At 72.8% G+C, this 12,323-nt stretch carries 11 protein-coding genes; 5 read left to right on the plus strand and 6 right to left on the minus strand.

Annotated elements, in window-relative coordinates; all coding sequences use genetic code 11:
• Positions 1-27 precede the first annotated feature (27 nt).
• From IE257_RS24735 to IE257_RS24745, 3 genes are all read right to left on the minus strand, one after another.
• Complete coding sequence (locus IE257_RS24735) at positions 28-2,328, minus strand: SpoIIE family protein phosphatase (RefSeq protein WP_189972140.1); 2,301 nt, start codon at positions 2,326-2,328, stop codon at positions 28-30.
• A 308-nt stretch (positions 2,329-2,636) separates the two neighbouring features.
• Entirely contained in the window at positions 2,637-3,356 is a 720-nt protein-coding gene (gene fomD / locus IE257_RS24740; protein ID WP_189972141.1) for a cytidylyl-2-hydroxypropylphosphonate hydrolase, read from the minus strand.
• 112 nt (positions 3,357-3,468) lie between these two features.
• Entirely contained in the window at positions 3,469-4,872 is a 1,404-nt protein-coding gene (locus IE257_RS24745; protein ID WP_189972142.1) for a class II fumarate hydratase, read from the minus strand.
• Positions 4,873-4,981: 109 nt separating this feature from the next.
• Between IE257_RS24745 and IE257_RS24750 the strand changes: the two genes are divergently transcribed.
• Positions 4,982-6,508 carry a ricin-type beta-trefoil lectin domain protein gene (locus tag IE257_RS24750; protein WP_189972143.1) on the plus strand — a complete coding sequence of 509 codons (1,527 nt, stop codon included), beginning with the start codon at positions 4,982-4,984 and terminating at the stop codon, positions 6,506-6,508.
• Between the two features lie 95 nt (positions 6,509-6,603).
• Here IE257_RS24750 and IE257_RS24755 read toward each other — a convergent pair whose 3' ends face one another.
• On the minus strand, positions 6,604-7,371 hold the full coding sequence (locus IE257_RS24755; protein WP_189972144.1) for a glycerophosphodiester phosphodiesterase: 768 nt from the start codon (positions 7,369-7,371) through the stop codon (positions 6,604-6,606).
• Positions 7,372-7,424: 53 nt separating this feature from the next.
• Between IE257_RS24755 and IE257_RS24760 the strand changes: the two genes are divergently transcribed.
• Positions 7,425-7,781, plus strand: coding sequence for a hypothetical protein (locus IE257_RS24760; protein WP_189972145.1), 357 nt, complete (start codon positions 7,425-7,427; stop codon positions 7,779-7,781).
• Here IE257_RS24760 and IE257_RS24765 read toward each other — a convergent pair whose 3' ends face one another.
• Positions 7,782-8,399, minus strand: a complete 618-nt coding sequence (locus tag IE257_RS24765) for a hypothetical protein (protein WP_189972146.1) — start codon at positions 8,397-8,399, stop codon at positions 7,782-7,784.
• A 138-nt stretch (positions 8,400-8,537) separates the two neighbouring features.
• A complete protein-coding gene (locus IE257_RS24770; protein ID WP_189972147.1) occupies positions 8,538-10,202 on the minus strand; it encodes a fumarate hydratase in 1,665 nt (554 codons plus the stop codon).
• 150 nt (positions 10,203-10,352) lie between these two features.
• Between IE257_RS24770 and IE257_RS24775 the strand changes: the two genes are divergently transcribed.
• The 3 genes from IE257_RS24775 to IE257_RS24785 all read left to right on the plus strand — a co-directional run bounded on the left by IE257_RS24775 (position 10,353) and on the right by IE257_RS24785 (position 12,280).
• Positions 10,353-11,015: a DUF1707 SHOCT-like domain-containing protein gene (locus tag IE257_RS24775; RefSeq protein ID WP_229920640.1), complete on the plus strand. Its 663-nt coding sequence runs from the start codon at positions 10,353-10,355 to the stop codon at positions 11,013-11,015.
• Positions 11,016-11,149: 134 nt separating this feature from the next.
• On the plus strand, positions 11,150-11,749 hold the full coding sequence (locus tag IE257_RS24780) for a TIGR03086 family metal-binding protein (protein WP_189972149.1): 600 nt from the start codon (positions 11,150-11,152) through the stop codon (positions 11,747-11,749).
• Between the two features lie 132 nt (positions 11,750-11,881).
• The gene (locus IE257_RS24785) at positions 11,882-12,280 is read left to right on the plus strand and encodes a WhiB family transcriptional regulator (protein WP_371588376.1); all 399 of its coding nucleotides are present in this window, start codon (positions 11,882-11,884) and stop codon (positions 12,278-12,280) included.
• Positions 12,281-12,323: the final 43 nt, after the last annotated feature.

Below are 12,323 nucleotides of genomic sequence, written 5' to 3' on the forward strand. Positions count from 1 at the left end.
TTGTGCCGGTCGCGGTCGGTTTCGCGGTCAGCGGCGCTCGGGCGTCCCCGGCAGCGACAGCTCGAACCAGACGACCTTTCCGCTGCTGAGCCGTGTCGCGCCCCAGCGGCGGGCCATCCGGTTGACCAGGAACAGGCCGCGGCCCCCCTCGTCGGTGTCCCGCGCCCGGCGCTGGCGGGGCAGCTGGGGCGAGTCGTCGCCGACCTCGCAGCGCAGGACGTCCGTACGCAGCAGGCGCAGCGTCACGGGCCGCTCCGCGTACCGCACGGCATTGGTGACCACCTCGCTGACCAGCAGCTCCAGCGAGTCGCTCAGCTCCTCCAGGCCCCAGCGGGTCAGGGCGCGGCGGGCGAACCGGCGGGCCCGGCCCGGGGCGGTCTCCTCCGGGTCCAGGAACCAGTACGCGACGTCACTGGGCGCGATCCCGTCGAACCGGGCCGCCAGGAGCGCGATGTCGTCGTCCCGGTCGCCGGGGCCGAGCATGTCCAGGACGTCGTCGCAGAGCGCCTCCAGCGGCGGCGGATGGTCCAGGCCCGTCAGCTGGGCGGTCGTGGCCAGGCGCTCGCGGAGCTGCTCGATGCCGGTCCACACGTCCCGCAGACGCGACTCCACCAGGCCGTCGGTGTAGAGCAGCAGGGTGCCCCCGGCGGGCGCGTCCAGCTCCACGGCCTCGAAGTCCACGCCGCCGACCCCGATGGGGGCGCCGGGCGGTACGCGGAGCACCTCGGCGCGGCCGCCCAGGTGCAGCAGGACCGGCGGCGGGTGGCCCGCGTTGGCGATGGTGATTCGGTGCGCGACGGGATCGTAGACGGCGTACAGGCAGGTGGCCATGCGGTCGGAGCCCAGGCGCTGCGCCTGCTCGTCCAGGTGGTGCAGGACCTCGGCGGGCGGCAGGTCCAGCTGCGCGAGCGTCTGCGCGGTCGTGCGCAGCTGACCCATGATCGCGGCGGAGGTCATGGAGTGGCCCATGACGTCGCCGACGACGAGCGCGACCCGGCTGCCGGGCAGCGGTATGGCGTCGTACCAGTCGCCGCCGACCCGGGCCGTCTCGGCGGCGGGCAGGTAGCGGGAGGCCAGCCGGACCCCGGTGGGCTGCGGGAGGCTGTCGGGCAGCATGGTGCGCTGCAACTCGTCGGCGATGTACGCCTCACGGCCGTACAGGACCGCCTTGTCGATGCCGAGCGCGGTGTGGGTGGCCAGCTGGGCGGCGACCAGCAGGTCGTTCTGCTCGAAGGCGGGACGCTCGGGACTGCGCAGGAAGACGGCCGCGCCGATCACCCGGCGGCGGCCGCGCAGCGGAGCGAGGACGGCCCGGTTGCCGCGCGGCAGCGGGTGGTCGACGCCGAGCAGCTCGGGCAGCGCCGCCCGGGCGGCGGCGGAGGAGCCGAAGACGGGCCGTACGCCGCGCAGCACCTCGGCGAGCGCGCCGCCGGGCCGGATCTCGCACAGCTCGGCCGCGGGCAGGTCACCCTGCGGCCCGACCAGCGGCAACTGGCTGAAGTCGAGCTCGCCGGTGGCCCCCGCGGCCCCGGCGAGGTCCATCCCCGCGCCGATGGTGCTGCTGATGTCCGTCAGGTCGTCGATCGGCCGGAGCCGGTCGGTGCGCCGGAGCCTTAAAACGACCGGGCCGACGGGCCGCTCGTCGCCGACGGGCAGCGGGTCGCGCAGGTAGACGAGGATCGCGTCCGAGAAGGTCGGCACGGTGGCCCGGCACAGTCCCAGCACGATCTCGTCGAGGTCGATGCCGCGGGCGATCCGCCGGGTGGCGGCGCCGACGAACCGCAGCCGGTCCCCTTCGCGGCGCGCGGCGGTCGCCTCTCCGGAACCCCCGGCCGGTACGGCGCTCCCGCCACCCCCGTGGTGCCCGGCTCCGCCGTCACCGCTCGCGATCGTGCCGGCCGCGGGGCCGTTGCCGTCGTCGGTCATGTCCTCGCTCCCGCCGCGCGGGCGCGGGGCCTCGGCGGGAGCACCGAGCCCGGCCGCGCCGATCGACGCGTCGCTGCCGCTCGCACCGGGCCGGGGGCGGGCCGCGCCCTCGCCGGGCTCCGCCGCGGCCGGTACCTCGCCGGGGGCGGCCGCATTGCGGCGGGGCCGGGGGAGCCCGGCGCTGCCGCCCGCGCCCGCCGCGGAGCGGGCCGCGCGCGCGTCGGAGGCAGCCGCGGCGGCCGCGGCGCCCGGCTCGGCCGCCGGGCCGACACCGGCGCCCGCGGCATGCGTGCGTACGGCCTCGGCGGCGGCGATGGGCGCCTTGCCGTGGCCGGCCTCGTCCGTACCTCCGCCGGAGGCGACGGGCTGCGGGCCCTCCTGGGAGGTGGGGTACTCCGTCACGCGTGGATTTCCGTCCGTTTGCGCTCGATGTGCGCTGCACTCAACTCGGTCAGTCGCGGTATACCCGCTCAGCGGCCCGGGCACCATCGCCCCGAGGTTCCTCGCCCAAACTTCTCCCCCAACCCGCGGCCGGGAGGTGCCCCTGGCGGACCCTCGCCCCCTCGTCGCCTCTCGTCGTGCGTCGACCTCCGGTCAAGTCCCGCGTGCGGCACACCACTTGCAAAGCGGCGCATCCACCGCGCCGCCCCGCGCGCGTGACCTCGTGGAGGACGATCCTACGTTTGAACCCCGGGGGCGCATCAAGGGTCTCATGAGGTCATATGCGTCGGGGTGTGGTCCCAGTCCTCCGGCAGGGCCGGAATCCTCCAGGCCGGATCCGGCCTCCAGTCCTCCCAGTCGGCCGAGAACGGCGCTCCCCATTCCTTGATCACCTCGACCGCGGCGCGGCCCGCCTCCCGTACCCGGGCGGCCTGCTCACGGTCCATCAGACCGGACCGCTGCGCCTGCGCGAACTCGTCCGCGTCCAGCCACTTCCAACTGCGGTCCGGGTAGACGGCGATGTCCAGGAAGTGGTCCACGGAATCCACCCCGCCGGCCCATCGCGAGTGCGGCTCCTCCAGGTTCACGTACCAGTTCTTGAACTGCCAGCCGGGGCCCCAGAACAGCCACACCGACCACGGGTCCCCCGGCCTGGCCAGTTTCAGGACACCGGCGCCGAACCACCGCGACCGTACGGTGGTCCGCGCCGCCGTGTAGCGGGTGGCGAGCGGTTCCTCGTGGACGGGGGTGCCGTCGGCGAGCACCGGCTTGACGCATTCGGTGCCGGGGGCCATCCACACCGCCAGCAGCTCTTCGGTGTCCTGGACCACGGTCACCGGGCGGCAGATGTGGACCGGGCCCTTCAGCCCCGGGGCGTGGTCGCGGTAGCGCCACAGGACCTGCTCCCCGGGCGCCCAGCGCGGGCCCTGCGCGGGGCTGCCCGGCGCGCTCCGCGCCGGGCCGCTCCCGGGCTTGAAAGTACCTGTCATGCGCAGATCTTAGGGCGGGGGTCCCGGTGCCCGCTGCGGCGCAGGTCACCGGCGGGTTCGACGACGAGAAACGACCGAATCCGGCCCCCGCCCGGAGGTGCGGCCGGACGGTTCAGGGGTGCGTCATGCGCAGCACGTCCAGGGCCTCGTCGAGCTGCTCCAGGGTGAGGGCGCCGCGCTCCACGTAGCCGGCCTCCAGGACCACCTCCCTGATCGTCTTCCGCTCGGCGAGGGACCGCTTGGCGACCTTGGCGGCCTCCTCGTAGCCGATGTAGCGGTTGAGCGGGGTGACCACGGAGGGCGAGGACTCTGCGTATTCCCTGGCCCGCGCCTCGTTGGCGGTGATTCCGTCGATCGTGCGGTCGGCCAGCAGGCGGCTCGCGCTGCCGAGCAGCCGGATCGATTCGAGGAGGTTCCTGGCCATCACCGGGAGCATCACATTGAGCTCGAAGTTGCCGGCCGCGCCCGCCACGGCCACGGTGGCGTCGTTCCCCATGACCTGTGCGGCGACCATCAGGACGGCTTCCGGGACCACCGGATTGACCTTCCCGGGCATGATCGAGGAGCCCGGCTGGAGATCCGGGAGATTGATTTCGGCCAAACCGGTGCGCGGTCCGGAAGCCATCCAGCGCAGGTCGTTGGAGATTTTGGTGAGGGAGACGGCGACCGTGCGGAGCATTCCGGAGGTTTCCACGAGTGCGTCCCGCGCCCCCTGGGCCTCGAAGTGGTCGCGGGCCTCGGTCAGCGGCAGTCCGGTCGCCGTGGCCACCTCCGCGATCACCGCGGCGGAGAACCCGGGCGGGGTGTTGATGCCGGTGCCCACCGCGGTGCCGCCCAGCGGCAGCTCGGCCAGTCGTGGCAGGGCGGCCCGCAGCCGCTCGACGCCGTAGCGGACCTGGGCCGCGTAGCCGCCGAACTCCTGGCCGAGGGTGACCGGGGTGGCGTCCATCAGGTGGGTCCGGCCGGCCTTGACGACCTGCGCGAAGGCGGTGGCCTTGCGCTCCAGCGCGGCGGCCAGGTGCTCCAGGGCCGGAATCAGCTCGCCGGTGACGGCGGCGGTGGCGGCGATGTGGATGGACGACGGGAAGACGTCGTTGGAGCTCTGCGAGGCGTTCACGTGGTCGTTGGGGTGGACCTCCCGGCCCAGGCGCTCGGTGGCCAGGGTGGCGATCACCTCGTTGGTGTTCATGTTGGACGAGGTGCCGGAGCCGGTCTGGAAGACGTCCACGGGGAAGTGGTCGTCCCAGCGGCCGTCCGCGACCTCGGCGGCGGCGGACCGGATCGCTTCGGCGACGTCCTGGTCCACCACGCCGAGCTTCGCGTTCACCGCGGCGGCGGCGGCCTTGATCCGGGCGAGGGCCTCGATGTGGGCGCGCTCCAACCGCTGCCCGGAGACGGGGAAGTTCTCCACCGCGCGCTGGGTCTGGGCGCGCCATTTGGCGTGCCGGGGCACCCGTACGTCGCCCATGGAGTCGTGCTCGATCCGGAACGCATCGGCCTGCTGCTCGTCTGTCATTTTCCTGACCTCCTCGAAAAGTTGAGCGATTGTCTTGTTCGAAGTGTTCCCAACTCCCCTACCGGCCAGTAAATACCGGGGGTAACACCGACATCCGGGGAGGCCCTTCATGGCACGTGCCCGTACGAGACCCATGCTCAGATCTACCTTCGCCGCCGTCGCGGCGATCGCGGCCGCCCTGGGGGGTGTCACCGCCATCACCCCCATGGCCCAGGCGGCGACCGCCTCCGGGGCCGTGGCGCCCCTGTCGCCCGAGCTGGAGGCCGTCCGGGCCGCGGAGGCCACCGAGATCTACGGCGATCCGGCCGTGCGTCCGCTGAACGAGCGTAAAACAGGCCTGATCTCGCTGGGCGACAGCGAGATTTCGGGCGAAGGAGTCGGCAACTACGACCCCGCGACCAACACGCCGAACAACCAGTGCCACCGCTCGCCGGACTCGGCGATCCACCGCACCGGCATCCCGGCCGACCTGACCTTCAACGTCGCCTGCTCCGGCGGATACACCGGGAACATCCGGATCGGCGGCAGCAAGCAGTACGCCGACGAGCTGGTGCAGAGCGACAACCTGGCGGTCAAGGCGCGCAACACGAGGATCAAGATGGTCCTGCTGGTCGCCGGGGCCAACGACGACCTGCAGTTCGGCCCCGTCATGACCGACTGCGTCACCCGCTGGGTGCTCAGCCAGGGCACCTGCGAGCCCAAGTACGGGCCCGGCTGGCAGGCGCGCGTCGACGGCCTGAAGCCCAAGGTCGAGGCCACGGTCGCCGACCTGAAGACCATCATGCGCGAGGCCGGTTACGCCGACTCCGACTACAGGCTGGTCGTGATGGGCTACCCCAGCCCCATCGGGCCCGACTTCCACGACAACCCGAACTTCCCCGGCAAGCTGCCCGGCGGCTGCGCCGGCTACGACTCCGACGCCACCTGGGGCCGCAACCACGCGGTACCCACCTTCGAGAAGGGCATGCGCGCGGCGGCCCTCGCCTCCGGCGCGATCTACCTGGACAACTCGCGGCTCTTCCACGGCCACGAGGTCTGCATGGAGGACACCTGGGCCCGCGGCCTCTACCTGGACCTCGGGGACCACTTCCCGTGGGACGAGAACACCGCACGCCAGTCCTTCCACCCCAACTACCGGGGCCACGGCGCCTTCGCCTCCTGCCTCACCCAGCTCTACAACGCGGGCCTGCGCGAAGCCTCCTGCGCCGACCCCGCGAGCACCGGGACCCCTGTCCTGCAGGCCGGTGCCTGGGACGACCGGTTCAAGCCGCTGAAGAACGAAGCGACCGGCAACTGCCTCGACTCCTTCGGCGGTTCCAGTGCCAACGAGACCCGGATCGTCGGATGGGACTGCCACGGCGGCCGCAACCAGGGCTGGTGGTACGACAGCGCCCGTAAGTCCGTCCACATCGAACTGACCCAGGACCGCTGCCTCGACGCCCCCGGCGCCGACTACGGCTCCGGCACCGGCCTGGTCATCTGGAACTGCCACGGCGGCGCGAACCAGCAGTTCGTCCGCGACGGCGCGACCCTCCGCCCCGCCGCCGCCCCGGGCATGTGCCTGACGGTGGCCGCGGCGCACGAGCCGCTGCGCCTGCAGACCTGCAACGGCTCCGCGAACCAGCGCTTCGTATAACCGCCCCGCACCACGGAGCGCCGCACTACGAGACCCCGCACCACCAGACCCCCCACGCCCGGCCGGCGCACCCCGGCCGGGTGTTTCCGTACCGGTCACAGGGAGTGCAGGTACTCCCGCACCTCGCGGGGCCGGTTGGTGATCAGGGTGTCCACGCCGAGCCGCAGGCACAGCTCCACGTCCTCGGGCTCGTCGACCGTCCACACCCGCACCCGCAGCCCCTTGGCCCGCAGCCGGGCCACCAGCCCCGGATCCTTGCGCACCAGGTCGATGCCCGGCCCGGCGTGCCCCGCGAACGGCGGCCGGACCGGCCGCAGCCGCCGCTCGATCAGGTAGACGGCGGGCAGCCCGGGCGCGAGCCGGTTCAGCCTGGTCAGGGCGTTGCGGGAGAAGCTCATCACCTCGACCAGGCCGGCCGAGCCGTCGGCCAGCCCGTGGTCCTTCAGGACCCGTACGAGCTCGGCCTCCAGCCGGCCGCCGGCGCGGGTGGGGTGCTTGGTCTCGACGGCCAGCCCGACGGGCCGGTCGGCGGCCAGCGCCTCCTTGAGCAGGTCCTCGAAGAGCAGCACGGGTGCCCCCCGGTGCTGCTCGCCCCTCCAGCCGCCGAAGTCGAGCGCGGACAGCTCCTCGTAGGTCATCGCGGAGACCACCCCGCGCCCGTCCGAGGTCCGCTCCACCCGCCGGTCGTGCACGCAGACCAGCTGGTGGTCGGCAGTGAGCCGCACATCGCATTCGAGCGCGTCGGCCCCGTCGGCGATGGCCTGCCGGTAGGCGGCGAGGGTGTGCTCGGGGTGCTCGTGGGAGGCCCCGCGATGCGCGATGACGCGCACGTCGCGGGCGGTGAGGGGCTGCATCTGCGTCATGCCCCAGACGTTATCCGGATGCGCGGGACGCCCCGTTACCGCATCCTGCCCGGATGGCCGAACAGCAGATGTACGCGGTCCTGCACTGCGAGCCGTGCGAGGAGTGCGTCCAGGAGGACTGGCAGTTCATCGAGGGCGGCGAGCTGCGCTGGAGGGGGTACGAGCACTGTCCGCGGTACGAGGTCTACGCCTGCGACGACGGCCGGGGCGTACCGCCGCCGTGGGTGCGGGAGCGCATCGTGGCCTCGGACGGCACCGTCCACCTGCCGGTCGGCGGGCCCGACGGGGTGCCCGTCGCGCTCCTGCGCCGGGTGTACGGGCTCACCATCGCCGAGGTGGTGGCCGCCCGTACCGCGGGGTGGTGGGCCACCCCCGTCGAGGCCCGGTACCTGCTGTCTCCGACGTCGTGACTACGACTTCGGTTGCGGGGCCAGCGGGGCCGGCGTGATCTTGTAGCCGCCCTTGGTGACCTCCGTGAAGGGGGCCGGGGCCATGCAGGTGCCCACCGTGCCCTGGGCGACCGTGCCGTCCGGCTTCACGTCGACGTTGGCGACGGCCCAGGAGAACCCGACGCGGTCCGGCTCGCCGTGCTGGCCGTCCTGGACGCTGATGCCGATCCGCTTGCCGTCCCAGCCGACGTTCGAGGTCTTGACCACGGCGGTGAGGCTGGCGGTCTTGCCGCCCGTGACCAGGCAGTCCACCTCCGCCTCGGCGGTGGCGGTGAAGCCGGACTCCGTGAAGTAGTGGGAGATGGTCACCCGGCCCCGGGCGTCCGTCGGCAGGCCCTTCTCGGCCCCCGGGAACGGCTTGGTCCACGGGGTCGACACGGCGTCGACCGTGAAGCGGATGTCGTCGTCGGCAGAGTAGGGGAAGAAGATCGTGCCGCCCCCGTGCACGGAGGCGGGCTTCGGCGCGGCCTGCGCAGCCGGGGTGGCCGGGGCGGCAGGGGCGGGGGCCGCCGCGATGAGGGTGGCCGCGAGCGCGGCGGCGGTTCCGGCGAGGATGAGGGCGCTTTTGCGGTTCTTCATGGCGAACTCCCGTGTTCCAAAGGCTGTTTGGTTACGGGAAAAGCCTCGCCGGGAGCCCGCCGTCCTGCCATCTGCCGATGGGCGGACATGCGCGAGGGCTCCTCCCCCGTTCGGGGGAGGAGCCCTCGGTCACGCGCGCTACAGGCCCGGTCCGCGGACCGGAATGTGGGTGAACGTCGGCTCCGGGGCCGGGTTCTGGAAGAAGTCGTTGCCCTTGTCGTCGACCACGATGAAGGCCGGGAAGTCCTCGACCTCGATCTTCCAGACCGCCTCCATGCCGAGCTCCTCGTACTCCAGGACCTCGACCTTCTTGATGCAGTCCTGGGCGAGGCGCGCCGCCGGGCCGCCGATCGAGCCCAGGTAGAAGCCGCCGTGCGCACCGCACGCGTCCGTCACCTGCTGGGAGCGGTTGCCCTTGGCCAGCATGACCTTGGAGCCGCCCGCCGCCTGGAACTGCTCGACGTAGGAGTCCATGCGGCCGGCCGTGGTCGGGCCGAAGGAGCCCGAGGCGTAGCCCTCGGGGGTCTTCGCGGGGCCGGCGTAGTAGACCGGGTGGTCCTTCAGGTACTGCGGCATCTCCGCGCCCGAGTCCAGCAGTTCCTTGATCTTGGCGTGCGCGATGTCGCGCGCCACGACCAGCGGGCCGGTCAGCGACAGCCGGGTCTTCACCGGGTGCTTGGTGAGCGTCGCCAGGATGTCGTCCATCGGCTGGTTCAGGTCGATGGAGACGACGTCCGAGGCCTCGCTGAGGTGCTCGTCCGTGGTGTCCGGCAGGAAGCGCGCCGGGTCCGTCTCCAGCTGCTCCAGGAAGACGCCCTCGGCGGTGATCTTCGCGGTCGCCTGGCGGTCCGCCGAGCAGGACACGGCGATCGCGACCGGGAGGGACGCGCCGTGGCGGGGCAGGCGCACGACGCGGACGTCGTGGCAGAAGTACTTGCCGCCGAACTGCGCGCCGATGCCGATCTTCTGCGTCAGCTCGAAGACCTGCTGCTCCAGGGCCTCGTCGCGGAAGCCGTGGCCCAGCGGGGAGCCCTCGCGGGGCAGCTCGTCCAGGTAGTGCGCCGAGGCGTACTTGGCGGTCTTCAGCGCGTGCTCGGCGGAGGTGCCGCCGACCACGATCGCCAGGTGGTAGGGCGGGCAGGCCGCCGTACCGAGGGAGCGGATCTTCTCCTCCAGGAACTTCATCATGGAGGCCTCGTTGAGGACCGCCTTGGTCTCCTGGTAGAGGAACGACTTGTTGGCCGAGCCGCCGCCCTTGGCCATGAAGAGGAACTTGTACGCGCCGCCGTCGGTCGCGTACAGCTCGATCTGCGCGGGCAGGTTCGAGCCGGTGTTCTTCTCCTCCCACATGGTGATCGGCGCCATCTGCGAGTAGCGCAGGTTCAGCCGCGTGTAGGCGTCGTAGATGCCGCGCGACAGCGCCGCCTCGTCCCCGCCCTCGGTCAGCACGTTCTGGCCGCGCTTGCCCATGACGATCGCCGTGCCCGTGTCCTGGCACATCGGCAGGACGCCGGCCGCCGCGATGTTCGCGTTCTTCAGCAGGTCCAGGGCCACGAACTTGTCGTTCGAGGAGGCCTCGGGGTCGTCGATGATCCGGCGCAGCTGCGCGAGGTGCGCGGGGCGCAGGAAGTGCTGGATGTCGTGGATCGCCTCTTCGGCGAGCTTGCGCAGCGCCTCGGGCTCGACCTTGAGGAACGTACGGCCGTCGGCCTCGAAGGTCGAGACGCCCTCCGAGGTCACCAGCCGGTACGGGGTGGTGTCCTCGCCCAGGGGCAGCAGGTCGGTGTACGCAAACTCTGGCATGACGGCAGTCATTCCTCACTCGGCAGACGGCGCTGGCGACCAATTGGCAGCGCGGTCAACCAGCGTAGGACCTCTCGCGGGAGCTGCGTCTGTGAGGTAAGGCTCACCCAGCAGTATCGCGATCTATCGTGTCTGGCTATGCTGGGCGTCGTGGACCTGGAAAAGCACCCTGCCGCCGCCCCCGTACCCGCGCCCGCCGAGCTGCGCGCCTCCGACGCAGACCGGGACCGGATCGCACAGATCCTCGGCGACGCCGTCGCCGAAGGCCGGCTGACGGCCGAGGAGCATTCCGACCGGCTGGACACGCTGTACGCGGTGAAGACCGTCGGCGAGCTGGAACTGCTCGTACGGGATCTGCCCGCGCCCGGCGGCGTCCATGCCTCGCCCGCGTACGCCTCGCCCGCCACCGCCCCGGCCGGTCCCGCCGAGACCATAGTGGCCGTCTGCAGCAGCTCCGCCCGCAAGGGCCGCTGGCGGCCTGGACCGCACACCCGCGCGGTCTCGGTCATGGGCGACATCAACATCGACCTCACCGAGGCGGTCTTCGAGCAGCAGGTCACCGAGATCAACGTGACCTGCGTGCTCGGCAACGTCGAGGTCCTGGTCCCGGAGAATGTCACCCTGCGCGGATACGGCAGCGGCGTCCTCGGCAACTTCGAGGTGCGCGGCGAGGGCCGCGGCGAGACCGATCCGCAGGCCCCCGTGGTGATCGTCCGGGGCTTCGCCCTGCTCGGCAACATCGAGGCGCGGCCCAAGGTGGGCGCCCGCCTGGTGGATCTGGCCCGCAAGCTGCGCAAGCGCCTGGAGGGCTGAAACCGGCCGGGACCGGGAAGGGCCGGTTCCGGGACCGGGAAGGCCGGCACCGGCCGACCCCGCGGTTCCCGACACGCGGTGGATCCGGCGAAAACCGGCCGCGGACCGGCACGGCACGACCTAGGGTCCGCGTCATGACCATGACCAAGTGGGAATTGCTCGACGAGGCGTACGCGACGCTGCGCGCCTCCGTGGCCGGGGTGCCGGCCGACGGCTGGGACCGCCCGACCCCCTGCGCGCAGTGGAACGTCACCCAGGTCCTCCAGCACGCCGCGGGCGACCAGCTCGCGTACGCCGCCCGGCTGACCGGTGGGCCCGGTCCCACGGAGGACCCCTTCGCGCCCTCCGGCGTCCTGGCCGGCCCGCCGACGGGCCTGCTGGACCCGGCGCTCGCCGCCGCGGCCGAGGCCTTCTCGGCGGTCGCCCCCGGCGATCACGACGTGGCCGTGCCGCTGCCGCCCTTCGCCGTACCGGCCGAGACGGCCGTCGGCGCCGCCGCCCTCGACGCGGCCGTGCACGCGTGGGACATCGCCGTCGCCACGGGCCGGCCGCCCGCCCTGACCGACGCTCTGGCCACCGCCCTGCGCCCGGCCGCCGACGTCCTCGCCGAGCCCCTGCGCGGCTTCGACTACGGCCCGGTGTTCTCCCTCGCGCCCGGCGCGGACCACGGCGCCGCGGCGCAGCTGCTGGCCTTCCTCGGACGGGATCCCGCGTGGGCCGCGCCCGTGGCGTGACGGCCCGCCCGGCGGGGTCTCGTTTCGGACGAACCGCATCCGCCCCGTGGCACGGGGTGCATAGGGGCGCGTGCAGCGGGTAGGGACAGGTGCGTCGTCTCTCGCTCACGTATACGTCGTCAGGAGTAGACCGTGCCGCATCCGCCGCATCAGTCCTTGCAGGTAGCCGCCGTCCAGAGTTTTCCCGGGCGCGCGGCGGCCGTGCCGAAGCCGCGGGTTCCGGCGAGGGCGGAAGACGGCCCATGGCACGCGGAGGCGGTGTGCCGCCGTGACGAGGCGGGGCTCTTCTTCGCGCCGTCCAAGGAGCCGACCGCGGCCCGGCTCTCCCGTGAGGAGGCCGCCAAGCGCGTCTGTGCCCGCTGCCCGGTGATGGTCGCCTGCCGCGAGCACGCACTGCTCCAGCCCGAGCCGTACGGGGTGTGGGGCGGCCTCACGGCGGCCGAGCGCCGGGTGGTGCTCGCGCGCATGCGGCGCCGGGCCGCCGAACTGCGCCAGGCCCCCGGGGCCGGGCCGATCGCCGCGGCGGGCTGAGCCGGTCGCGGGCGCCGGATGCCGCAGCGGATGCACGAGAGGG

Source organism: Streptomyces avidinii (assembly GCF_014650695.1).
Lineage (GTDB): Bacteria > Actinomycetota > Actinomycetes > Streptomycetales > Streptomycetaceae > Streptomyces > Streptomyces avidinii.